Raw genomic sequence first — 22,790 nt, 5'->3', positions numbered from 1 at the left:
CATTCTAGTGGAGTGGTCGGTGAGCGGGCTGTAGGTGCTCGGCGCGGAGGATCGCGCCTCTCCCCTGCGCTAAAGTCGTAGACGCGACACACGAGCCGGCGTGGCGGAATGGCAGACGCGGAGCACTCAAAATGCTTTGTCCGAAAGGGCGTGTGGGTTCGAGTCCCACCGCCGGCACACGAATCGCGGTCGAGACCGCTGAATCACTCGCACAGCCTCAGATCGACCTCGTGTCCCGGGCCTGCGGACGCGATGACCGGAGGGGACTGCGATGAACTGGCCCGATGACGAAGTGGTCACTCGCCCTCAGCCGGTCGAACTCCATCCCGGCTGGGGCTGGGGTCTGCTGCTCGTTCCCGCGGCCGTGGGACTCGCCGCTCTCGGCGTGTTCCTGTACCGCTCGCTGGGTTCGGGGGCGGGACTCCTGATCGGAATCGCGCTCATCGCCTGGGCAGCATCCTTGGTGATGCCGTTCTTCGTCATCGCCTGGTATGCGGTGCAGGCGACGTGGAAGGCATCGCGCGAAGCGCGGGGACAGACCTTCGCCGCACCGTCGCGGGCCCTCCGGGGCATCGGCTTCCACATCCGCTGGAGTCACGGTGCACGGCGCTTGATGTTCAATCCCGCGTCCTATGACGGACGCGACCTACCGATGCTCGTCGCCGGTCGGGTCGTCCACGGTGTCGCGATCGGGATCCTCGTTTTCGCGGGGCTGATCGCCGCGTTCCTGTCTTTCACCTCACGCTGAGGCGGCTACTCAGCCAGCACGGCCAGTTCGGCCAGGACCCGAGGATGCGCGAGGATCCGAAAGTGCCCGCCGGTCTCGAGTCGTACGTTCTTGGCCCCGGCCAGCTCGCTCCCCTCCGGGATGTGGGGATCGAACGCCGCATAGATCGACACGATCCGTTCATTGACCGTGAGCTGCCGGGCGATGTCCACGATCGATGGGTCGTCGGGCGAGAAGGCGCGCAGGGTGCGCGACAGCATCAGACGGGCGTAGCGCGAGCCGCCGAACGGTGTCGCGATCGCCAGCATCGAGCGCACCCGCTCCCCCGCCGGGCCGGTCATGACGAGCTTGCCGGCGAGCCCTCCCTTGCTGTGTGCGACCAGGATCACGTCGGTGAGCCCTTGGCGCTCCAGGAACTCCGCGACAGCCGCCGCGATGTCGGCCACCGGACGCTCGTTCCGACGAAGCGTGTCGACGATGTGGATGGCGTGGCCGCGCGCGTGCATCTGCTCCACGAGGGGCTGCATGAACTTCCAGGTCTCGTACACACCCGGAAGCACGACGATGTGCACAGCGCTCCCTGAGGCGAAGGTCGCGGCGTCGGTGCGGTCGAACGTCGCGCGCAGCTGCCAGTAGCCCGCGTACGCGTAGTCGGCCAGCCACCAGCCCGCGTTCCTCAGCACGCCGATGACATGCTCCTCGGCAGACGGCTTCGACTCATGAGGGAAAAACTACCCGACCGCACGACAGAGGGGGCGAGACCGAAGTCTCGCCCCCTCTGGATGCTGAGTGTCAGACGCCGGCCTTGTAGATCGGGGCTGCACCGCGGATCGCATCGCCGACCTTGTGCACGCGAAGGTCGTTCGTCGATCCGATGATTCCGGGAGGGGAACCGGAGATCACGACGACCTTGTCCCCTTCCTCAGCGAGTCCGTTGCCGAGCAGATACTCGTCGACCTGGTGATACATCAGGTCGGTGTGCTGCACCATGTCGACCAGAGTCGAGCGGATGCCCCACGTGAGCGCCATACGACGGCGGATGTCGGGCTCGGGCGTGAACGCGATCATCGGGATGCGCGAGCGCAGGCGCGAGAGGCGACGAGCGGAGTCACCCGACTGCGTGAACACGCAGAGGAACTTCGCGTCGACGAACTCGGCGACCTCGAGGGCGGCCAGAGTGATCGCACCACCCTGGGTGCGGGGCTTGGCCGTGAGCGGCGCGATGCGCTCCAGGCCGTGCTCCTCGGTCGACTCGATGATGCGAGCCATGGTCTCGACCACGACGACCGGGTAGTCGCCGACGCTGGTCTCACCGGAGAGCATGACCGCGTCTGCACCGTCGAGCACGGCGTTCGCGACGTCTGAGGTCTCGGCGCGCGTCGGCACGGGGCTGTTGATCATCGACTCGAGCATCTGCGTCGCGACGATGACGGGCTTCGCCATACGGCGGGCGATCTCGACGGCGCGCTTCTGCACGATCGGCACGGCCTCGAGCGGAAGCTCGACACCCAGGTCGCCTCGGGCGACCATGATCGAATCGAATGCGTCGACGATCTCTTCGAGTGCGTCGACGGCCTGCGGCTTCTCGACCTTGGCGATGACGGGGACGCGAACGCCCTCTTCCGCCATGATCTCGTGCACGCGAGTGACATCGGAGGCGTTGCGCACGAACGACAGGGCGATCAGATCGGCGCCGATGCGCAGACCCCAACGCAGGTCGTCCTCGTCCTTCTCGCTCAATGCGGGGACGTTCACGGCGACACCGGGCAGGTTGATGCCCTTGTTGTTGGATACGGCGCCCGCGACGATGACCTTCGTGGTGACGGTCACACCGTCGGTCTCGACGACCTCGACACGGACCTTGCCGTCGTCGATGAGGAGGAAGTCACCGGGCTTGACGTCCTGCGGGAGGCCCTTGAAGGTCGTTCCGCAGATGTCCTTGTTGCCGATGATGTCTTCGGTGGTGATCTTGAAGATGTCGCCCTTGGCGAGCTCGTACGGGCCGTTCTCGAATTTGCCGAGACGGATCTTCGGTCCCTGCAGATCGACGAGGATGGCGACCGGGCGACCGGCGTCCTCTGCGGCACGACGCACGTTGGCGTAGTTGTTCTCGTGCACGGAGTAGTCACCGTGGCTGAGGTTCAGTCGAGCGACGTCCACCCCCGCATCGATCAGTGCACGCACCGTCTCATAGGTGGAGGTGGCGGGGCCCAGGGTGGCGACGATTTTCGCGCGTCTCAAAGATTTCTCCAGGGTAGAAGTGGGGGAAGGTAAATCAGGCGACGGTGCCGGCCTCAGCCTACGCGGGCTGGAGACCGATCGCGACATCGCTCGGGCGCACCGGCTCGGGAAGAACCGTGGTGCCCATCAGGAACCGATCGACGTTCGCGGCGGCCGCGCGGCCCTCGGCGATGGCCCAGACGATGAGCGACTGTCCACGGCCGGCGTCGCCGGCGACGAACACGCCGGGAACCGTCGACTCGTAGCCGTTGTCGCGACGGAAGGCGCCACGGTCGGTGACCTGCGGGAGCGTCTCCTCGGTGTAGCCGTCCTGCTCAGGGCCGGTGAACCCCATGGCGATGAGGATCAGGTCGGCCGGGATCTCGCGCTCGGTGCCGCTCTTGGGCACGCGACGACCGTCGATGTACTCGGTCTCGGCCACCCGCAGCGCACGGACCTCGCCGACCTCGTTGCCGAGGAACTCGACGGTCGACGCGAGGAACACCCGCTCGCCGCCCTCTTCGTGCGCAGAGGAGACCTCGAACAGGGTCGGCATCATCGGCCACGGCTGGTGGTCGGGACGCGCGTCGCCCGGCTGCTTGCCGATCGCGAGGTTGGTGACGCTCAGCGCGCCCTGACGGTGTGCGGTGCCGATGCAGTCTGCGCCGGTGTCGCCGCCGCCGATGACGATGACATGCTTGCCTTCGGCGCTGATCTGGTCGGGGACCTTGTCGCCGGCGACCACGTGGTTGGACTCGACCAGGTACTCCATGGCGAAGTGGACCCCGTCGAGGTCGCGTCCGGGGATGGCGAGATCACGCGGCACCGTCGAACCGGTCGCGATGACGACCGCGTCGTAGCGCGCACGCAGGTCGGGCCAGGAGATGTCCTTGCCGATCTCGACGCCCGCGCGGAAGCGGGTGCCCTCCTCCTGCATCTGGCGAAGGCGCGACTCGAGCTGCGACTTCTCCATCTTGAAGTCCGGGATCCCGTAGCGCAGCAGACCGCCGATGCGGTCGTCGCGCTCGAAGACCGCGACGGTGTGGCCGGCACGCGTGAGCTGCTGGGCGGCGGCGAGACCCGCGGGCCCCGATCCGACGACCGCGACGGTCTTGCCGGTCAGGCGCTCCGGCGGCTCCGCCTCGACCCACCCCTTGGCGAAGGCCTCGTCGATGATCGAGACCTCGATCTGCTTGATGGTCACGGCGGGCTGGTTGATGCCGAGCACGCACGAGCTCTCGCACGGTGCGGGGCACAGACGACCGGTGAACTCCGGGAAGTTGTTCGTGGCGTGGAGCCGCTCGATCGCCTCGCGACCCTCGCCACGCCACGTCAGGTCGTTCCACTCGGGGATCAGGTTGCCGAGCGGGCAGCCCTGATGGCAGAACGGCACACCGCAGTCCATGCAGCGACCGGCCTGACGACGCAGGACCTGCTTGTCGCCGGGCTCGTAGACCTCTTTCCAGTCCATGATGCGCACGGGCACGGGACGACGTGCGGGAAGCTCCCGCTCGGTCACCTTCAGAAAGCCTTTGGGGTCAGCCACCGGTCACCTCCAGGATGCGGTTCCACACGATGTCGCCGTCGGGGTCGATCCCCTCGGCCAGCGCCTCCTCGCGCATGCTCCGCACGGCGGCGAAGTCACGAGGCAGCACCTTCACGAACTCGGCAGCGGTCTCCTCGAAACTCTCGAGAAGCGCGGACGCTCGCGGCGAGGCCGTGCGTTCGACGTGCGCGACCAGCAGGCTGCGCAGTACCTCGAGGTCGGCGCGGTCGAGCGGTTCGAGCAGAAGCTCCCCGCTGCCGAGCGACTGGGCGTTCACTTTGCTCGTGTCGAGCGCGTGCACGTACGCCACTCCCCCGGACATGCCGGCACCGAAGTTGCGTCCGGTCGATCCGAGGATCACGGCGAGCCCGCCGGTCATGTACTCCAGCGCGTGGTCGCCCACACCCTCGACGACCGCGGTCGCGCCCGAGTTGCGGACGAGGAAGCGCTCACCCACGACACCGGAGATGAACATCGTCCCCGAAGTCGCGCCGTAGCCGATCACGTTGCCGGCGATCACGTTCTCATGCGGAGCGATCGCAGAACCGCGCGGCGGACGGATGGTGATGTCGCCACCCGAGAGTCCCTTGCCGACGTAGTCGTTCGCGTCGCCCTCGAGGCGCAGCACGATCCCCGGCGGGAGGAAAGCACCGAGCGACTGTCCTGCGGTGCCGTGCAGCGTCACGTCGATGGTGCCCTCGGGCAGACCCGCGGCGCCGTGCCGCGAAGTCACCTGATGGCCCAGCATCGTGCCGACGGCGCGCTCGGTGTTGGCGATCGGCAGCTCGACCACGACGGGTTCGCCGTTGAGCAGTGCGCCCTTGGCGATGTCGATCAGCTGCACGTCGAAGTGCTTCTCGAGCTCGTGATCCTGCGTGCGACCGCTGCGACGCGGCTCGCCCGCCGGGAACACTGGACCTTCGAGAACGGGGGTGAGGTCGAGTCCGTCGGCCTTCCAGTGCTCGACCGCGGCGTTGACCTCGATGAGGTCGGCGCGGCCGACGATCTCGTCGATCGAGCGGTAGCCGAGCTCCGCGAGGAGTTCACGCACCTCTTCGGCGATGAACTCCATGAAGTTGACGACGAACTCCGGCTTGCCCGTGAACCGCTCGCGCAGCACCGGATTCTGTGTCGCGACGCCCACGGGGCAGGTGTCGAGGTGGCAGACGCGCATCATGATGCAGCCGCTGACGACGAGCGGAGCCGTGGCGAAGCCGAACTCCTCCGCACCCAGCAGCGCGCCGATGATGACGTCACGGCCGGTCTTGAGCTGACCGTCGACCTGCACCACCACGCGGTCGCGCATGCCGTTGAGCATGAGTGTCTGCTGTGTCTCGGCGAGACCGAGCTCCCACGGCGTTCCCGCGTGCTTGAGCGAGTTCAGGGGGCTCGCACCCGTTCCGCCGTCGTGGCCGGAGACCAGGATGACGTCGCTGAGCGCCTTGGCCACGCCGGCCGACACCGCGCCGATACCCGACTGGCTCACGAGCTTCGTGTGGATGCGCGCCTCGGGGTTCGCCCGCTTCAGGTCGAAGATGAGCTGCTTGAGGTCTTCGATCGAGTAGATGTCGTGGTGCGGCGGCGGGGAGATGAGTCCGACGCCGGCCGTCGCATGACGGGTGCGCGCCACCCACGGGTACACCTTGGTCGGCGGCAGCTGACCGCCCTCGCCGGGCTTGGCGCCCTGGGCGAGCTTGATCTGGATGTCGTCGGCCTCGGTGAGGTACAGGCTGGTCACTCCGAAGCGTCCGGAGGCCACCTGCTTGATCGAGCTGCGGCGCTCGGGATCGACGAGACGGTCGGGGTCTTCGCCGCCCTCGCCCGTGTTCGACTTCGCGCCGATGCTGTTCATCGCGATCGCGAGCGTCTCGTGCGCCTCACGGGAGATCGAGCCATAGCTCATCGCGCCCGTCGAGAAGCGCTTGACAATGGCGGACACCGGCTCGACCTCGTCCAGCGGGACGGGCTTGCGTGTGCCGGTGCGCAGCTGGAACAGACCGCGCAGCGTCTTCAGCTCGGCCGCCTGATCGTCGACGAGCTTCGTGTACTCACGGAAGATGTCGTAGCGCCGGGTGCGGGTCGAGTGCTGCAGCTTGAACACCGTCTCCGGGTTGAACAGGTGCGGGGAACCGTCACGCCGCCACTGGTACTCACCGCCGGTCCAAAGCCGCTCGTGCGCACGCGCAGCAGCATCCTCGGGATAGGCGTAGTCGTGACGCGCCTGGTTCTCGGCGAAGACCTGCTCGATGCCGATGCCGCCGAGCTTGGACTCGGTGCGCGTGAAGTAGGCGTCGATGAACTCCTGGCTGAGTCCGACCGCCTCGAACACCTGGGCGCCCGCGTACGACGACACCGTGGAGATGCCCATCTTCGACATGATCTTGAGCACGCCCTTGCCGAGCGCGTAGATCAGGTTCTTGACGGCCTTCTCCGGCGAGATCCCGGTGATGTAGCCGGTGCGCACCAGGTGCTCGACCGTCTCCATCGCGAGGTACGGGTTGACGGCGGAGGCGCCGTAACCGATCAGGGTCGCGACGTGATGAACCTCGCGAACGTCACCGGCTTCGACGATGAGACCGACCTTCATGCGGTTCTCGCGCCGGATGAGGTGGTGGTGGATCGCCGAGACCATGAGCAGCGACGGGATGGGAGTGAGGTCCTTGTTCGAGTCACGGTCGGACAGGATGATGAACTCGGCACCGTTCGCGATCGCCTCGTCGACCTCGGCGCACATCTCCGTGAGACGGTCCTGCAGCGTCTGGGGGCCGGCGTCGAAGTGGTACAGACCGCGAATGGTCGCGCTCGACCGACCGGGCATGGCCTTGTCGATGTGGCGGATCTTCGCGAGCTCATCGTTGTCGATCACCGGGAAGTCGAGCGACACGGTGCGCGTGTGCTCCGGACCCCAGGAGAGCAGGTTGCTCTCGGGGCCGAGGCCCAGCTTGAGGCTCGTGACGACCTCTTCACGAATCGAGTCGAGCGGCGGGTTCGTGACCTGGGCGAACTGCTGCGTGAAGTAGTCGAACAGCAGGCGCGGACGCTTGCTGAGCACCGCGATCGGCGTGTCCGAGCCCATCGCGCCGAGAGGCTCGACACCGGTCTGCCCCATCGGGGTGAGGAGGATGCGGACCTCTTCCTCGGTGTATCCGAACGTGCGCTGACGACGGGTGATCGATGCGGGCGGGTGCACGATGTGCTCGCGCTCGGGCAGCTCGGCGAGCCGCACGGCGCCGGCATCCAGCCACTCCTGCCACGGGTGCATCGTGGCGAGATCGTGCTTGATCTCGCTGTCTTCGACGATGCGACGCTGCGAGGTGTCGACGAGGAACATCTTCCCCGGCTGCAGGCGTCCGCGACGCTTGATGCGCTCGGGCTCGAACTGCAGCACACCGGTCTCGGAACCGATCACGACCAGGCCGTCGGTCGTCTCGGTCCAGCGTCCGGGACGCAGACCGTTGCGGTCGAGCGTGGCGCCGACGAGCGTGCCGTCGGTGAAGATGAGGGCGGCCGGACCGTCCCACGGCTCCATCTGGTTGGAGTGGTACTCGTAGAACGAGCGCAGCTCCGGCGTGATGTCGGCCTGCTTCTCGTACGCCTCGGGAACCATCATCATGATGGCGTGCGGCAGACTGCGCCCGGTCAGGGTCAGCAGCTCGAGCACCTCGTCGAACGACGCGGAGTCGCTGGCGCCGTCGGTGCAGATCGGAAGCAGCGGCTGGATGTCGCCGAGAAGCTCGGACTCGAGCTGCGACTGGCGGGCGCGCATCCAGTTGCGGTTTCCGCCGACCGTGTTGATCTCGCCGTTGTGGGCGAGCATGCGCAGAGGCTGCGCGAGCGGCCACGACGGGAAGGTGTTCGTGGAGTAGCGGGAATGCACGACGGCCAGCTCCGAGGCGAAGCGCTCGTCCTGCAAGTCGGGGTAGAACGGTTCGAGCTGCAGCGTCGTGACCATGCCCTTGTACCCGAGGGTGCGGGCCGAGAGCGAGACGAAGTAGGCGCCGAGCTCGTGTCCGGCGCGCTTGCGCAGCCGGTAGGCGACGCGGTCGAGGGCGATGCCCGTCAGAGGGGCATCGGTGTGGGTCGCTCCGCCGGCGCTGACGAACAGCTGCTCGAAGGCAGGACGCGCCTCATCGGCGAGCTTGCCGAGGTTCTCGTTGGCGGTGGGGACCTCGCGCCAGCCGAGGACGCGAAGTCCCTCGGAGCGGGCGATCTTCTCGATCCCGGCTTTCTGCTGGCGGCGCTCGCTCGAATCGCGAGGCAGGAAGGCCAGTCCAGCGGCGTACTCCCCCACGGGCGGCAGTTCGAAGCCGACGACTGCGCGGAGGAATGCATCGGGCATCTGCGTCAGGATGCCGGCGCCGTCCCCGGTGCCCGCATCGGAGCCGATGGCTCCGCGGTGCTCCAGGTTGCGCAGGGCCTCGAGGGCCAACGCGATGATGTCGTGCCCGGCTTCGCCGCGCAGGGTCGCGACCATGGCGAGGCCGCAGGCGTCTTTTTCGAACGCCGGGTTGTACATGCCCTGCTTCGGGGGGTAGGCGCCGGACGCGCCGTAGGGTGGCTGGAAATACACCAGTTACCGTCCTCAGATCTTCAGTGAAACCCGGGGACGACGTCGGCCCGCTCGTTCAGTGCAATGGTTCTCCCGCCACGAGGTGGCGTTGTTATCGGGAGCCGTTCTCGCTCGTGGGAGCAGTGCTTGTGGCAGTGGCTCCTGCGGTGACTTCCTCGGTCGGAGGCTCGCTCACGTCCACGAAGTCAGAGGGATTGTTCTGCGATTGTACATCAGCGTCGGCGTCGGTCTTCTCGCGTCCCGGCTGGTACGGCGAGGGCTCGAGACCGGGGTGACGACGCGTCTGCACGACGAGGATCACCAGCCCGACGACGACGCCGATGATCGCTGCCCAGACGTTGCTGCGCAGGCCCAGGATGATCTCGCTCGGATCGATGCGGATCGACTCCCAGACGATGCGGCCCGCGCTGTACCAGATGAGGTAGATCGCGAACAGGCGTCCCCACTGGAAGAACAGCTTGCGGCCGAGCCACAGGAGCACCAGTACGCCCAGGCCGTTCCAGATCACCTCGTAGAGGAAGGTCGGGTGGAACAGGGTGCCCTCGGGCAGACCGGCAGGGAATGCCGAGTTCGTCGACTCGATCTCCAGCCCCCACGGCAGGTCGGTGGGAAGGCCGAAGAGCTCGTGGTTGAACCAGTTGCCGAAGCGGCCCATGGCCTGAGCGAGCAGCAGACCGGGCGCCAGCGCGTCGGCGAACGTCCAGAAGCGGATGCCCGTCCATCGGCAGCCGAGGTACGCGCCGATCGCGCCGCCAATCAGAGCGCCGAAGATCGCGATCCCGCCCTCCCAGATGGCCCACACCGAACCGGGCTCGAACGGGTTCCAGGTGTTCCTGCCCTCGCCGAAGTAGAAGTTCGGGTGGGTGAGCACGTGGAAGATTCGGGCACCGATGATGGCCAGCGGCACGGCGAGGATCGAGATGTCGATCACGACCCACGGCTCCGCTCCGCGCTTGGTCAGGCGGTAGTTGGTCAGCAGCGTCGCCGCGATGATGCCCGCGATGATGCACAGCGCGTAGAAGTGGATCCGTACGGGTCCGAGGTCGATGTACGACACCGGAGGGCTCGGGATGCTGGCGAGCACGTTGGTGACGGTGCTGGGGAACGCGAGTGACATGAGTGCGATTCTAGTTCTCGGTATCGGGGCGCGCCGACGCGGTGCCGGCTGCCAGGTTTCGGGTGACCTCGCCGAGGGCGGGGACGCCGCCGTCACGGAGAGCGCGGACCAGTGCGGTCCCGACGATGGCGCCGTCGGCGTACTCCGACACACCGGCGATCTGTTCGGCGGTGGAGATGCCGATGCCCACGCACGCGCGGTGCGCCCCGTGTGCGCGGAGGCGGCCGACCAGGGTGCGGGCGGCGCGGTCGAGTTCGGCGCGCTCCCCCGTGATGCCCATGGTCGAGACCGTGTAGACGAAACCGGTGGACGACTTCACCACGAGGTCGAGCCGCTCGTCGGACGAGGTGGGGGCTGCGAGGAACACCCGATCGAGACCGGTCCGCTCACTGGCGGCGATCCACTCCCCTGCCGCGTCGGGCGTGATGTCGGGGGTGATGAGCCCCGCACCGCCTGCGGCGAGCAGGTCGTCGGCGTAGCGGTCGACGCCGTACTGCATGACCGGGTTCCAGTACGTCATCACGAGGACGGGCACGTCGGTGGCTGCGGTGATCGCACGGATCGCCGTGAACAGATCGGCCATCCGGAACCCCGCGGCGAGAGCCGTGGTGGTCGCCTCCTGGATGATCGCGCCGTCCATCACCGGGTCGCTGTACGGCGGGCCCAGCTCGATGATGTCGACGCCGTTCTCGGCCAGGGCGATGGCGGCCTGGATGCTCGTCTCGAGGTCGGGGAAACCGACCGGCAGATATCCGACGAAGGCGCTGCGACCGGCGTCCTGTGCGCGCTGGATCGCCTGTTCGACGCGACTCATAGCTGCGGCTCCCCCTTCGAGGCCGTGTCTTCGGCCTCGCTCTCCTCGGCGACGTCGTGCGCGAGCGCGGCTTCGTCGTACAGCGCGAAGTAGCGTGCGGCGGTGTCCATGTCCTTGTCGCCGCGGCCGGAGAGACAGATCGCGATGAGCCCATCCGGGCCCAGCTCGCGTCCGATGCGCAGAGCGCCGGCGAGAGCATGGGCCGACTCGATGGCCGGGATGATGCCCTCGGTGCGGCTGAGCAGCCGCAGCGCCTGCATCGCCTCGTCATCGGTGGCCGGGATGTACTCGGCGCGCCCGATGTCGGCGAGCCACGAGTGCTCCGGACCGACGCCCGGATAGTCGAGTCCGGCGGAGATGGAGTGCGACTCGATGGTCTGACCGTCTTCGTTCTGGAGCACGTACGTCTTGGCGCCGTGCAGCACACCGGGGCGCCCGCGCTCGATCGAGGCCGCGTGCTTCTCGGTGTCGACGCCGTCACCGGCTGCCTCCACGCCGTAGAGCTTGACGCCCTCGTCGTCGAGGAACGCGTCGAACATGCCGATGGCGTTGGATCCGCCACCCACACAGGCGACGACCGCATCCGGGAGCCGACCGACCTCGTCGAGCAGTTGCGCGCGGGCCTCTTCGCCGATGATCTTCTGGAAGTCGCGGACCATCGCCGGGAACGGGTGCGGACCGGCGGCGGTGCCGAAGATGTAGTTGGTCGTCGCGACCGACGCCACCCAGTCGCGGTAGGCGTCGTTGATCGCGTCCTTGAGCGTGCGCGAACCCGAGGTGACCGGGATGACCTCCGCGCCGAGAAGACGCATACGGGCGACGTTGAGCGCCTGACGCTCGGTGTCGACCTCGCCCATGTAGATCGTGCAGTCCAGACCGAACAGTGCTGCGGCGGTCGCCGTAGCGACACCGTGCTGTCCCGCACCGGTCTCGGCGATCACGCGGGTCTTGCCGAGGCGCTTCGTGAGCAGCGCCTGGCCGAGCACGTTGTTGATCTTGTGCGACCCCGTGTGGTTCAGGTCTTCACGCTTGAGGAAGACGCGCGCACCCCCGGCGTGCTCTGCGAACCGCGGCACCTCGGTGATGGCCGAGGGGCGGCCCGCATACGAGCTCAGGAGGTGTGCGAGCTCATCCCGGAAGGCCGGGTCGACGATCGCCTCCTCGTACGCGACGGTCAGCTCGTCGATCGCGGCGATGAGCGACTCGGGCATGAAGCGCCCGCCGAACTCGCCGAAGAAGGGGCCGTGCTGGTCGCGCAGGCTCATCATGCCTCCAGGAAACTCTTGAGGGTGGCGACGGGATCGCCGGTCACGAGCGCCTCGCCGATCAGGACGACGTCGGCGCCGGCGGAGCGGTAGTGCACCACATCGGCGGGCGTGAGCACCGCGGATTCGGCGATCTTGACCGCGGTCGTCGGGATGCGGTCGACCAGGCGTCCGAACAGGTCGCGGTCGAGCTCGAGGGTCTTCAGATCGCGTGCGTTCACACCGATCAGCGGGGCGCCCAGGTCGATCGCGGCCTCGAGCTCGTCGGCCGAATGCGTCTCGACGAGAGGCGTCATGCCCAGCTCGCCGATGAAGCCGAACAGATCCCGAAGGACATCGGGTTCGAGACCGGCGACGATCAGCAGCACCAGATCGGCGCCCGCGGCTCGAGCCTCGAGCACCTGATAGCGGGTGGCGATGAAGTCCTTGCGCAACACCGGCAGCGACACGCGGGCCGTGACGGCCTCGAGGTCGGCCAGGCTGCCGCCGAAGCGACGCTCCTCCGTGAGCACGCTGATCGCCGAGGCTCCGCCCGTCTCATACAGAGATGCCTGCAGAGCAGGGTCGGGGATCTCGGCGAGTGCGCCACGCGACGGGCTCGCTCGCTTGACCTCGGCGATGATCTTGACGCGATCGGCGGGGGCGAGGAACGAGAGTGCGTCCTTGGCGGCCGGGCGCGCGAGCGCCGCGCGTTCGACCGCATCCAGCGGGCGCGACAGAGCACGACGCTCAGCGTCTGCGACTGCGCCGGCCGTCAGGTCGGCGAGCACCATTAGTGCGCCTTCGGAGCGTACTTCGGACCCTTCACGCCGTAACCGGCCCTGGCGAGCACCCAACCCGCGATCGCACCGATCGGGACGAGCACCAGCGAGATCATGACGAGCACCGGCTGCTCGAAGCAGAACGCGACTGTGGCGGCGGCGACGCCGACCAGCATGATGACCACGGCGGTCCAGGCTGCAGGCGAGTGTCCGTGGCCGGGATCGGCGATCGGGTTGGTCATGTTCTCCTCCGGGGGACGACGTGCAGTTCGGAATCAGTCTATCGGGGTCAACGCGTCGGATCGGTTCCTCGGGACAGGTCGTCCCAGGAATCGACCGCGTCCACGGGCCCGTCGTGCGCGGCTTCGACGTGGTCGGTGCGATACCGTCGGCCGCCCGCCTTCCAGCCGCGCCAGGTCGTGAGGACCACCACCGATGCAGCGAGCAGGATCACCCATCCGACGAGGGCGATGTACGGCCACGCCGACGGCACGATGCTCGTGACGACCTCGTGGACCGCGCCCCCACCGGCGAGACCGGTGACCTCGGTCACGGTCGCGGCGACGGCGTCGAAAGGCTCGGTGAGCAGGAGCTGGATCGTCGACCAGCCGAGGAACAGCGCCGTCGCTGCCGCGAGCACGCCGAAGACGAGGCGCACGACCTTGCCGGAGATGGCGAGGGCCGCACCGAGGGCGAGCACCGCCAGGCTGAGCGGAGCGAGCAGTACCAGGGCGGAGGCTCCCGGAACCAGGATCGCCTCGCCGGCATCCGCACGCTCCACCGTCAACCACGTCTGGGTCGACGAGATGATGCCGATCGCACCGGCGAGCAGGAAGCCGGAGACGGAGAGCGAGCGACCGCGCTGTGCGAAGCTCATGCCTGATCCGTTCCCGTGGTGGCCTCGAGATCGGTGGTGTCGAAACAGGTGCGCGTGCCGGTGTGGCAGGCGGGGCCGGTCTGGGCGACCAGGAGCAGGATGGCATCGCCGTCGCAGTCGAGGCGCGCCTCGTGCACCACCTGGATGTGGCCCGACGTGTCGCCCTTACGCCAGTACTCCTGGCGAGACCGGGACCAGTAGGTCGCCCGCCCCGAAGTCAGCGTGCGCCGCAGCGCCTCGGCGTCGACCCACGCGAGCATCAGCACCTCATACGTGTCGAACTGCTGCACGATCACGGGCGCCAGTCCGTCTGCATTGAAGGCGACCTGCGCGATGCGGTCTTCCACGGAGGTCATCGAACCACCACACCCTCTGCGCGCAGGGCGTCTTTGACGTCACCGACGGTGAGTGCACCCGTGTGGAAGACGCTCGCCGCGAGCACGGCATCGGCTCCGGCTTTGATGGCCGGCGCGAAATCGGACACCTGACCGGCGCCGCCCGACGCGATCACCGGCACGGACGCGGCTTCTCGCATGAGTCGTACGAGCTCGAGGTCGAACCCGTCGCGCGTGCCGTCGGCATCGATCGAGTTGACCAGCAGTTCACCCGCGCCCCGCTCGACGGCCTCTCGCGCCCAGGCGACCGCGTCGAGGGTGGTCTGCGTGCGACCACCGTGCGTCGTGACGACGAAGCCGGAGGGCGTGGTCGGCGCGCGCTTCACGTCGAGCGACAGGACGAGCACCTGTGCGCCGAAGCGGTCCGCGATCTCGCCGATCAACTCGGGGCGTGCGATGGCAGCCGAGTTGACCCCCACCTTGTCGGCGCCGACCGAGAGCAGCCGGGCGACGTCTTCGGCGCTACGCACTCCCCCGCCGACCGTCAGCGGCACGAACACCTGCTCGGCGGTGCGCTGCACGACGTCGTAGGTCGTGGCTCGGGCATCGACCGTGGCGGTCACATCGAGGAACGTGATCTCGTCGGCACCCTGGGCCGCATAGTGCCTGGCGAGTTCGACCGGGTCGCCCATGTCGCGCAGATTCTCGAAGTTCACACCCTTGACCACACGGCCTTCGGCCACATCCAGACACGGGATGACACGGCTGGCGAGAGTCATCAGAGCCTCGCGTTGTGGATGGCGGTGACCAGGATGGCGCGAGCGCCGAGCGCATAGAGCGCATCCATGACCGGGTTGACCCGCGTGCGCGCGACCATGACGCGTACGGCCACCCATTCCGGGTCGCGCAGCGGTGAGACGGTCGGCGACTCGACGCCACCGGCGATCTTCACGGCCTCATCGAGGAGAGCGACCGGCAGGTCGTAGTCGATCATCACGAAACGGCGAGCGACCATGACGCCGCGAAGCCGGCGCAGGAGCGTCTCGGCGCCCTCGGCATCGGCGGGACCGGCGATGAGCACGGCCTCCGACTGCAGGATGACCGGACCGAAGACCTCGAGCCCGGCCTGGCGGAGTGTGGTCCCCGTCTCGACGACATCGGCGACCGCGTCGGCCACACCGAGGCGGACGGCCGACTCGACCGCTCCGTCGAGCGGAACGAGGTCGACCGCGATGTCGCGCTCGTCGAGGAACGCGTCGACCAGCCCCGGGTAGGAGGTGGCGATGCGAAGTCCGTCGAGCTCGGCCACGTCGGTGTAGCGGCCGGTGGGCGCCGCGAAGCGGAACGTGGATCCCGCGAAGCCGAGCGCCTCGATCTCGCGGGCACCGGGCATCCGCGCGTCGAGCAGCAGGTCGCGGCCCGTGATGCCCACATCGATCGCGCCGGAGCCGACGTAGGTCGCGATGTCCTTGGGGCGGAGGAAGAAGAACTCGACGTCGTTCTCGGCGTCGATGACATGGAGGGTCTTGGGGTCACGGCGACCGGCATAACCCGCTTCGGCGAGCAAGTCGGCGGCGGTCTCGGAGAGCGAGCCCTTGTTGGGAACGGCGATGCGCAGCATGGAGTGCTTTCAGTTCGAGAGGAGAGGAACGGAGCGCATCACAGATGTCGGTAGACGTCCTGCAGGCTGAGACCCTTCGCGAGCATCATCACCTGGACGTGATAAAGGAGCTGCGAGATCTCCTCGGCGGCGGCCTCATCGGACTCGTACTCCGACGCCATCCACACCTCGGCGGCCTCTTCGACGATCTTCTTGCCGATCGTGTGCACGCCGCCGTCGAGCTCGGCGACCGTGCCCGATCCTTCGGGACGGGTCTCGGCCTTGACGCTGAGCTCGGCGAACAGCTCGTCGAAAGTCTTCACGATTCCAGGCTACCGGCTCGGGCGAGGTCTCTCAGCCGGGTGACGGCCGCTTCGACGTCGTCGGCGCCGTACACGGCCGAACCTGCCACGAAGGTGTCTGCGCCGGCAGCGGCCGCGTACTCGATCGTGCTATCCGAGATGCCGCCGTCGACCTGGAGCCAGACGGAGGAGCCGCGCCGACGCGCCTCGTCGGCGAGGGATCGGAGCTTCGGCATCGTCTCGGGCATGAAGCTCTGTCCGCCGAACCCGGGCTCGACCGTCATCACGAGGATCTGATCGAACTCGTCGAGCACGTCGAACAGCGAGTCGACCGGGGTCCCCGGCTTCACCGCGACGCCGGCCCGGGAGCCGATGTCGCGCAGCCGACGGGCGAGAGTCACCGGATCGGCGGCGGCCTCGAGGTGGAACGTGACGCTCGCCGCGCCGATCTCGGCGTATTCGGGTGCCCAGCGCTCCGGGTCGGTGATCATCAGGTGCACGTCGAGCGGGATCGGGCTGGTCGCCTGGATGCGCTCGACCATCTGCGGCCCGAACGTCAGATTGGGCACGAAGTGGTTGTCCATCACGTCGACATGCGCGAAGTCCGCTGTCGCGATGCGGGCGAGATCCGCCTGCATGTTCACGAAGTCGGCGGCGAGGATGCTGGGGTTGATGCGCGGTGCGCGAGGCAGGTCCACGGTCCTAGTCTTCCTTCCCTGTGGTGATGACGGCTGCGGAGCGCTGCAGGAGCGCGAGGAACATCGCGTCGGTGCCGTGGCGATGCGGCCAGAGCTGTGCGCTGCCGGAACCGGAGCGCCCCTCGGTCGCGAGGTCGATCGGCGACCGCGAGACGTCGGCGATCGCTGCGCGCGCATCGAGCTCGACGATGTCGGTGCGCCCGCGCAGCACCTCCTGCACGACGCCCGTGGTCTCGGCGAGGTGGGGCGAGCATGTGACGTACGCGACGATCCCGCCCGGGGCGAGCGCGTCGAGCGCGGCGGAGAGCAGCTCCAGCTGGAGCGGAACGAGCTCGGCGACATCGGCGGGCGACTTGCGCCACCGAGCCTCGGGCCGGCGACGCAGCGCCCCCAGCCCCGTGCACGGCGCGTCCACGAGGATCCGATCGAACTCGCCGGCACGAGAGGACGCGAGCTCGCGACCATCCTGCTCGTGCACCACGATCTCGCCGGGGACGGCACGGAGCGCCTTGCGCACCAGGCGCGCGCGGACGGGGACGACCTCGTTCGCCTCGAGGATCACGTCTTCCTGGAGCGCGATGGCCGCCAGGAGCGCGGTCTTCCCGCCGGGACCTGCGCAGAGATCGAGCCAGCGCTCCCCCACCGCGATCGGCGAGACGCCGGCCAGCGCGAGCGCGACGAGCTGGGAGCCCTCGTCCTGCACCCGAACCGTGCCTCCCGAGGCCTCGACCGACAGACGCGGATCGCCACCGGGAGATGCGTACGCCGTCGGCGCGTAAGGCAGACGGGGCTCCCCGGGCTCCGCGAGGCCGGGGAGAGCGACGAGCGTCACGTCGGGTGAGGCATTGTCGGCCTCGAGGAGGGCGTCCAGTTCGGTGTCACGTCCTTCTGCGGCGAGAGCACGACGCAGAGCACGGATGACCCAGACCGGGTGCGCAGAACGCAGCGCCAGGCGCTCGTCATCGGAGCGGGCCTGCTCTTCGATGCGCTCCTGCCAGGTCTCCGCCGAATCCCGGGTGATGCGGCGCAGAACCGCATTCGCGAAACTCGACGCCCCCCGACCGGATTCGATGGCGACGAGGTTCACGGACTCGTTCACCGCGGCGTGCGAGGCGACACGTGTCGCGAGAAGCTGGTGCACCGCGAGCCGGAGCGCATCGAGAACGGCCGGGTCGATGCGGTCGGGCGCGCGATCGGCCGCCGAAGCGATGATCGCGTCATAGGTCCCGAGCCGTCGCAGGGTGCCGTAGGTCAGCTCGGTCGCGAGCGCCGCGTCCTGAGGCGTGAGCCTCGCCTCGGCGATGGCCGAAGGGAGCACGAGGTTCGCGTAGGCGTCGGTCTCGGAGACCGCGCGCAGCACGTCGTAGGCCACCCGTCTCGCGGGCTGCACGGTACGAGCGGGACCGCGCTGACCGCCGCGATGCCCCTCAGCCGAGCCTTGGGCGCCCCGCGGTCGGCCGTTCGACGGCGTGCTTCGACGGTTCCGTCGCTCGTCGCTCATGATCCGGCCACCAGCTCGTCTCCCCCGCGCAGACCGCGCCACCAGTCGACCGCGTTCATCGCTCCCTTGCCCGCAGGCTGCACCCTCGTGACGGCGAGTGCCCCGGTGCCCGTGCCGATGTGCAGAGCCGCCTTGGTACCCCGGAGACGCCCGGCAGGCAGCGATTCGGCATCCGGAGCCGGAACCGCCTCGAGAACCTTGAGGGGCTGACCGGCGACGGTGGTGTGCGCTCCAGGCTCGGGGGTCACGCCGCGGAACCGGGCGAAGACGACCTCGAGGGGCTGGTTCCAGTCGAGCAGTCCGTCGGCGAGCGTGAGCTTGGCGGCGAAGGTCGGCTCACCTTCCTGCGGAAGTGCCCGCGCCGTGCCGTCCGCGATCGCGGAGACCACGTCTGCCGTGAGCTCCGCGCCGTCGAGCGCGAGTGCCTCGAGCGCCTCGCCTGCGGTCGCCGTCTCGGGAACATCGATCTCCCGCATCGCGAACACGTCGCCCGCATCGAGCTCTGCGACGAGCTGGAACACACTTGCCCCGAGAGCACGATCTCCCGCGATGAGCGCACGCTGCACCGGAGCGGCGCCTCGCCATGCCGGCAGCAGCGAGAAGTGGAGGTTGATCCACCCGGCCTTCGGGGTGGAGAGCAGCGGCTCGCGCACCAGCCCGCCGTACGCGACGATCACACCCAGCTCGACCTGCAGCGCCGAGATCTCGGCCGTCGCGGCGTCGTCGAGCCGCGCGGTCTTGATCACGGGGAGCCCGAGCTCGAGGGCGGCCTGGGCGACCGGAGACGGTGTCAGCACCCGCCGTCTCCCGAGCGGGGCATCGGGCCGCGTCACGACGGCGGCGATGTCGTGCGAGGTCGCGAGACGTCGCAGGGTGGGCACTGCGGCAGCGGGTGTGCCGGCGAAGACGAGGCGCATGAAGGTTCTCCGGAAGGGTCAGAGCTCTGGTTCGAGGATATCGAGGCGGACGGAGAGCGTGCTCTTGGTCGCACGCCCCTTTCTGCGGCGGCCGCTCACCGCTTCGGCGACGACGGCGGCGCGCAGGGCGGTCGCCACGCGGGAACCGGAGCCGTAGTCGAACCTCACGAGGGCGCGTACGCGAGGCGGGACGTCGTCGGACTCGACGGGCACGGGGCCGAGTACCGCGTCTGCGGGCAGGGTGAGTTCGGTGAGTGCAGCGAGAGCACTCGCGACCGTCGGAACCGAGCCCTGGACCAGGGCGACCCTGGTCGTCGGTGGCATATGCAGCGGCGCCCTGCTCTCCAGCTCCGACCGGGCGTGGCCCGCCTGGTTCCAGGTCGCGAACGCCTTCGCGGCGGCCCCGTTGACCCCGACCAGATGGATGGGCGCGCCGGGTGCGGCCAGCGCGGCCGCGTTCGACCACCAGCGAAGGCATGACTCCGCGACGCGAAGATCGGGCGCCTGCAGCATGCGGGGGCCGTCGAGCAGCACGACGGCACGGTATCCGCTCTCGGCGATCGGCTCCGCGCCGCGGGTGGCGACCACCAGCGCCGGCTTGTCCGGCACTCGTTCGACCGGGTGCGCACTGTCTGCGACGATCACCCGCACGCCAGGGAACGCCCGACCGAGCTCGTCGGCGGTGCGCTCGCTCCCCGAGGAAGCGAGTCGCAGCTTGGTGGAGGAGCACGCAGGGCACGCCCAGGCGCTGGATGCCCGACCGCACCATCCGCACACCGGCACAGCGCCACGGTGCTTCGCGCCGAGTGGACCGCCGCAGTGGGGGCACCGCGCCGGTGCCCGGCACTCGGCGCAGACGAGTGAGGGAGAGAACCCGGGTCGGGAGACCTGCACGAGCACCGGCCCTTCCGCAGCAGCAGTGCGCGCGGCGAGGAAAGCGGAGGACGGCATCCGCTGGGCCGTCGGCTGCTCCATCTCCTGCGGTGTGCTGAGCACGACGCGAGGAAGCACACGGCGTGCCGCCCTCACATCCTGCAGCCAGCCGAGAACCACGAGACGCTCCACGTCGGTGGTGCGGGTGTGCCCGGCGAAGAGCAGCGCCGAGCCCTCGAGCTCCTGCCGAAGGAGCGCGGCGTCGCGGGCGTTCACATACGGGGCCAGTGGCTCCCCCAGGAGAGGATCGCCGTCGTCCCAGATCGCGACCAGCCCGGCAACGACCGGGGAGTACACGGCCGAGCGGTTGCCCACCACGATGCACGGCGCGTCCTCGAGCGTGCGCAGGAATCCGCGGTAGCGGTCGGGGTTCGTCTGCCGGGAGTCGTGGCGCACGACCGCTCCGGCGGGCACGAGAGCGTCGAGCGCAGCGAGGAGCCTGTCGAGATCACGGCTGTCGGGGACGACGATGATCGACGACTTCCCCGCCGCGAGCATCCGGGCTGCGGAAGATGCCAGCAGTCGCGCCCACGCCTGCACGCCGTCGACGAGTTGAGGAATCGCCTCCACGGCGGCGCGTCCGCCCGCGTCGAGCACGGCACCGAGCCCGTCATAGAGTCCGACGGTGCCCTCGGCCACCGCGAGTGCCTCCGGGTCCGGCATCTCGGCGGGCGCATCGGCGGTCCAGGCCTTCTCGACACGCACCTGACGCTTGGGGATCACCAGGCGCAGCACGTCGGACGCCGAACCGGCTGCCCGGTCGGCCACCCGGCGCGCGAGGGTGTGCAGACGTTCGGGCAGGACCGGGACCTCCGACACGACGCTCTCCACTTCGGAGAGCGGACGGTCGGCGTCGTCTTCTGTGCCGATCTCGACGACGTAGCCGTCGATCACACGCCCGGCGGTGCGCAGCGGCACGCGGACCCGGACTCCGAGCGGTACGTCGCCCAGTTCCGCAGGGAGGGCGTAGTCGAAGAGCCGATCGAGTTGAGGCAGCGGGGAATCGAGGAGCACGCGCGCGATGCGCCGGCTCTCCGGAGGCATCAGGACCGCGGTCCCATCAGAGGCCGGCAGCGCGGCGCAGCTCTTCGACGCGGTCGGTGCGCTCCCACGTGAAATCGGGGAGTTCTCGCCCGAAGTGGCCGTACGCGGCCGTCTGGGCGTAGATCGGACGCAGCAGATCGAGCTGCTCGATGATCGCCTGCGGACGCAGATCGAACACCGAGGTGATCGCCTGCGTGATGACCTCGTCGGACACCTTGCCGGTGCCGAAGGTCTCGACGTAGAGACCGACCGGACGTGCGACGCCGATCGCATAGGCGATCTGCACCTCGAGGCGGTCTGCGAGCCCCGCCGCCACCGCGTTCTTCGCCACCCATCGGGTCGCGTAGGCACCGGAGCGGTCGACCTTCGACGGGTCCTTTCCGCTGAAGGCTCCCCCGCCGTGGCGGGAGGCTCCGCCGTACGTGTCGATGATGATCTTGCGGCCGGTGAGCCCGGCGTCTCCCTTGGGGCCACCGGTCACGAAGGGGCCGGCCGGGTTGATGTAGAGGGTGACATCGTCGAGGTCGAGACCGGTCGTCGCCAGCACGGGGTCGATCACATGCTCACGAACCTGCGCCTGCAGGTCTTCCTGCGAGATGTCGGGGTGGTGCTGTGTCGAGACCACGACGGCGTCGACCGACTTCGGGGTGAAGCCGTCGTAGCCGAGGGTCACCTGGGTCTTGCCGTCGGGGCGGAGGAACGGCAGCACACCGGAGCGGCGCACTTCCGTCAACCGCTCGGCGAGCCGGTGCGCGGTCCACGCGGCCATCGGCATGAGCTGCGGGGTCTCATTCGTCGCGAAGCCGAACATGATGCCCTGGTCGCCGGCGCCGAGGGCGTCGAGCGGATCGACCGAGGATCCGTCGCGGTGCTCCTGAGCGCTGTCGACGCCGTGCGCGATGTCGGTCGACTGCTCGCCCACCGACACGCTGACACCGCAGGAGTCACCGTCGAAGCCGGTCTCGCTGGAGGTGTAGCCGATGCCGTTCACGACCTGGCGGACGATCGTGGGGATGTCGACGTAGGCCTCGGTGCGGATCTCGCCGGCGACGTGCACGAGGCCCGTCGTGACGAGCGTCTCCACCGCGACGCGGGAGTCTCTGTCCTTGGCGATGAGCCCGTCGAGGATGCTGTCCGAGATCTGATCGCAGATCTTGTCCGGATGCCCCTCGGTGACGGACTCGGACGTGAACAGACGCAGGGCGCTCATCGAAACTCCAGAACGGGACGGACAGAGGGAGGGTGTTGCACCCATTCTGGACCGCGCCTCCGACAGAAGGGAGGCGCGGCCTCGAATATCACTCTGCGTGACGCAGGCGGAGCTTGTCCTCGTTGATCTCGTGCAGCGCGATGGTGAGCGGCTTGTCCTCGACGGAGGAGTCGACCAGCGGACCCACGTTGTCGAACAGGTTGCCCTCGTGCAGGTCGGAGTAGTAGTCGTTGATCTGGCGCGCGCGCTTGGCGGCGTAGATCACGAGCTCGTACTTGGAGTCGACGCGGTCGAGCAGGTTGTCGATGGGGGGATCGATGATGCCGTTGTTGTGTCCGGCCATGGTGAGACCT

At 68.6% G+C, this 22,790-nt stretch carries 21 protein-coding genes and 1 tRNA gene; 2 read left to right on the top strand and 20 right to left on the bottom strand.

Going from position 1 to position 22,790, the window contains the following annotated elements:
* Positions 1-94 precede the first annotated feature (94 nt).
* Together J7E45_RS00715 and J7E45_RS00710 are read left to right on the top strand one after the other, a co-directional pair.
* A tRNA-Leu gene (locus tag J7E45_RS00715) sits at positions 95-177 on the top strand.
* A 94-nt stretch (positions 178-271) separates the two neighbouring features.
* Complete coding sequence (locus J7E45_RS00710; RefSeq protein ID WP_215066468.1) at positions 272-748, top strand: hypothetical protein; 477 nt, start codon at positions 272-274, stop codon at positions 746-748.
* Positions 749-753: 5 nt separating this feature from the next.
* Here the strand turns inward: J7E45_RS00710 and J7E45_RS00705 are convergent, their stop codons facing one another.
* The 20 genes from J7E45_RS00705 to rpoZ all read right to left on the bottom strand — a co-directional run bounded on the left by J7E45_RS00705 (position 754) and on the right by rpoZ (position 22,780).
* Positions 754-1,410, bottom strand: coding sequence for an alpha/beta hydrolase (locus J7E45_RS00705; RefSeq protein WP_308162013.1), 657 nt, complete (start codon positions 1,408-1,410; stop codon positions 754-756).
* A 109-nt stretch (positions 1,411-1,519) separates the two neighbouring features.
* A complete protein-coding gene (gene pyk, locus J7E45_RS00700) occupies positions 1,520-2,968 on the bottom strand; it encodes a pyruvate kinase (RefSeq protein ID WP_215066466.1) in 1,449 nt (482 codons plus the stop codon).
* A gap of 58 nt (positions 2,969-3,026) precedes the next feature.
* On the bottom strand, positions 3,027-4,493 hold the full coding sequence (locus tag J7E45_RS00695; RefSeq protein ID WP_091036385.1) for a glutamate synthase subunit beta: 1,467 nt from the start codon (positions 4,491-4,493) through the stop codon (positions 3,027-3,029).
* Positions 4,486-9,009, bottom strand: a complete 4,524-nt coding sequence (gene gltB, locus J7E45_RS00690) for a glutamate synthase large subunit (RefSeq protein WP_091036388.1) — start codon at positions 9,007-9,009, stop codon at positions 4,486-4,488. The genes J7E45_RS00695 and gltB overlap by 8 nt, the downstream gene beginning before the upstream one ends.
* 145 nt (positions 9,010-9,154) lie before the next feature.
* On the bottom strand, positions 9,155-10,180 hold the full coding sequence (gene lgt / locus J7E45_RS00685) for a prolipoprotein diacylglyceryl transferase (protein ID WP_091036390.1): 1,026 nt from the start codon (positions 10,178-10,180) through the stop codon (positions 9,155-9,157).
* Between the two features lie 10 nt (positions 10,181-10,190).
* Positions 10,191-10,994 (bottom strand): tryptophan synthase subunit alpha, encoded by an 804-nt coding sequence (gene trpA, locus J7E45_RS00680; protein ID WP_215066463.1) that lies wholly within the window; start codon positions 10,992-10,994, stop codon positions 10,191-10,193.
* Positions 10,991-12,259 carry a tryptophan synthase subunit beta gene (gene trpB, locus J7E45_RS00675; protein WP_215067249.1) on the bottom strand — a complete coding sequence of 423 codons (1,269 nt, stop codon included), beginning with the start codon at positions 12,257-12,259 and terminating at the stop codon, positions 10,991-10,993. Before trpB ends, trpA begins: the two co-directional genes overlap by 4 nt.
* Positions 12,259-13,029 carry an indole-3-glycerol phosphate synthase TrpC gene (trpC, locus tag J7E45_RS00670; protein ID WP_029263368.1) on the bottom strand — a complete coding sequence of 257 codons (771 nt, stop codon included), beginning with the start codon at positions 13,027-13,029 and terminating at the stop codon, positions 12,259-12,261. Before trpC ends, trpB begins: the two co-directional genes overlap by 1 nt.
* Before the next feature lie 2 nt (positions 13,030-13,031).
* Positions 13,032-13,262, bottom strand: coding sequence for an HGxxPAAW family protein (locus J7E45_RS00665; protein ID WP_029263367.1), 231 nt, complete (start codon positions 13,260-13,262; stop codon positions 13,032-13,034).
* 47 nt (positions 13,263-13,309) lie between these two features.
* The gene (locus J7E45_RS00660; RefSeq protein ID WP_215066461.1) at positions 13,310-13,897 is read right to left on the bottom strand and encodes a Trp biosynthesis-associated membrane protein; all 588 of its coding nucleotides are present in this window, start codon (positions 13,895-13,897) and stop codon (positions 13,310-13,312) included.
* A complete protein-coding gene (hisI, locus tag J7E45_RS00655) occupies positions 13,894-14,253 on the bottom strand; it encodes a phosphoribosyl-AMP cyclohydrolase (RefSeq protein ID WP_215066459.1) in 360 nt (119 codons plus the stop codon). Before hisI ends, J7E45_RS00660 begins: the two co-directional genes overlap by 4 nt.
* Positions 14,250-15,011 (bottom strand): imidazole glycerol phosphate synthase subunit HisF, encoded by a 762-nt coding sequence (hisF, locus tag J7E45_RS00650; protein WP_091036408.1) that lies wholly within the window; start codon positions 15,009-15,011, stop codon positions 14,250-14,252. The genes hisI and hisF overlap by 4 nt, the downstream gene beginning before the upstream one ends.
* Positions 15,011-15,853, bottom strand: a complete 843-nt coding sequence (gene hisG / locus J7E45_RS00645; RefSeq protein WP_215066457.1) for an ATP phosphoribosyltransferase — start codon at positions 15,851-15,853, stop codon at positions 15,011-15,013. The genes hisF and hisG overlap by 1 nt, the downstream gene beginning before the upstream one ends.
* 38 nt (positions 15,854-15,891) lie before the next feature.
* Positions 15,892-16,155, bottom strand: a complete 264-nt coding sequence (locus tag J7E45_RS00640; RefSeq protein WP_017202142.1) for a phosphoribosyl-ATP diphosphatase — start codon at positions 16,153-16,155, stop codon at positions 15,892-15,894.
* On the bottom strand, positions 16,152-16,832 hold the full coding sequence (rpe, locus tag J7E45_RS00635) for a ribulose-phosphate 3-epimerase (RefSeq protein ID WP_167633526.1): 681 nt from the start codon (positions 16,830-16,832) through the stop codon (positions 16,152-16,154). Before rpe ends, J7E45_RS00640 begins: the two co-directional genes overlap by 4 nt.
* 4 nt (positions 16,833-16,836) lie before the next feature.
* A complete protein-coding gene (locus J7E45_RS00630; RefSeq protein WP_251053338.1) occupies positions 16,837-18,333 on the bottom strand; it encodes an RsmB/NOP family class I SAM-dependent RNA methyltransferase in 1,497 nt (498 codons plus the stop codon).
* Complete coding sequence (gene fmt, locus J7E45_RS00625) at positions 18,330-19,250, bottom strand: methionyl-tRNA formyltransferase (RefSeq protein ID WP_215066453.1); 921 nt, start codon at positions 19,248-19,250, stop codon at positions 18,330-18,332. The genes J7E45_RS00630 and fmt overlap by 4 nt, the downstream gene beginning before the upstream one ends.
* A gap of 18 nt (positions 19,251-19,268) precedes the next feature.
* Entirely contained in the window at positions 19,269-21,227 is a 1,959-nt protein-coding gene (locus J7E45_RS00620; protein ID WP_215066451.1) for a primosomal protein N', read from the bottom strand.
* 16 nt (positions 21,228-21,243) lie between these two features.
* Complete coding sequence (gene metK / locus J7E45_RS00615; RefSeq protein WP_215066449.1) at positions 21,244-22,437, bottom strand: methionine adenosyltransferase; 1,194 nt, start codon at positions 22,435-22,437, stop codon at positions 21,244-21,246.
* Between the two features lie 88 nt (positions 22,438-22,525).
* Positions 22,526-22,780 (bottom strand): DNA-directed RNA polymerase subunit omega, encoded by a 255-nt coding sequence (gene rpoZ / locus J7E45_RS00610; protein WP_017204385.1) that lies wholly within the window; start codon positions 22,778-22,780, stop codon positions 22,526-22,528.
* Positions 22,781-22,790 lie beyond the last annotated feature (10 nt).

Origin of the sequence: Microbacterium sp. ISL-59, from assembly GCF_018613945.1 — a bacterium.
GTDB lineage: Bacteria > Actinomycetota > Actinomycetes > Actinomycetales > Microbacteriaceae > Microbacterium > Microbacterium oxydans_B.
The sequence above is the reverse complement of the archived record's forward strand: the minus strand, read 5'-3'. Positions and strand labels throughout refer to the sequence as shown.

What these genes read in the sequence shown, in the direction of transcription:
- trpB (WP_215067249.1), bottom strand. Translation starts at nt 12,259, where the DNA reads ATGAGCCTGCGCGACCAGCACGGCCCCTTCTTCGGCGAGTTCGGCGGG.
- hisF (WP_091036408.1), bottom strand. Translation starts at nt 15,011, where the DNA reads ATGACTCTCGCCAGCCGTGTCATCCCGTGTCTGGATGTGGCCGAAGGC.
- gltB (WP_091036388.1), bottom strand. Translation starts at nt 9,009, where the DNA reads ATGTACAACCCGGCGTTCGAAAAAGACGCCTGCGGCCTCGCCATGGTC.
- hisI (WP_215066459.1), bottom strand. Translation starts at nt 14,253, where the DNA reads ATGACCTCCGTGGAAGACCGCATCGCGCAGGTCGCCTTCAATGCAGAC.
- lgt (WP_091036390.1), bottom strand. Translation starts at nt 10,180, where the DNA reads ATGTCACTCGCGTTCCCCAGCACCGTCACCAACGTGCTCGCCAGCATC.
- J7E45_RS00620 (WP_215066451.1), bottom strand. Translation starts at nt 21,227, where the DNA reads ATGCCTCCGGAGAGCCGGCGCATCGCGCGCGTGCTCCTCGATTCCCCG.
- metK (WP_215066449.1), bottom strand. Translation starts at nt 22,437, where the DNA reads ATGAGCGCCCTGCGTCTGTTCACGTCCGAGTCCGTCACCGAGGGGCAT.
- fmt (WP_215066453.1), bottom strand. Translation starts at nt 19,250, where the DNA reads ATGCGCCTCGTCTTCGCCGGCACACCCGCTGCCGCAGTGCCCACCCTG.
- rpoZ (WP_017204385.1), bottom strand. Translation starts at nt 22,780, where the DNA reads ATGGCCGGACACAACAACGGCATCATCGATCCCCCCATCGACAACCTG.
- hisG (WP_215066457.1), bottom strand. Translation starts at nt 15,853, where the DNA reads ATGCTGCGCATCGCCGTTCCCAACAAGGGCTCGCTCTCCGAGACCGCC.
- J7E45_RS00630 (WP_251053338.1), bottom strand. Translation starts at nt 18,333, where the DNA reads ATGAGCGACGAGCGACGGAACCGTCGAAGCACGCCGTCGAACGGCCGA.
- J7E45_RS00710 (WP_215066468.1), top strand. Translation starts at nt 272, where the DNA reads ATGAACTGGCCCGATGACGAAGTGGTCACTCGCCCTCAGCCGGTCGAA.
- J7E45_RS00665 (WP_029263367.1), bottom strand. Translation starts at nt 13,262, where the DNA reads ATGACCAACCCGATCGCCGATCCCGGCCACGGACACTCGCCTGCAGCC.
- J7E45_RS00660 (WP_215066461.1), bottom strand. Translation starts at nt 13,897, where the DNA reads ATGAGCTTCGCACAGCGCGGTCGCTCGCTCTCCGTCTCCGGCTTCCTG.
- trpA (WP_215066463.1), bottom strand. Translation starts at nt 10,994, where the DNA reads ATGAGTCGCGTCGAACAGGCGATCCAGCGCGCACAGGACGCCGGTCGC.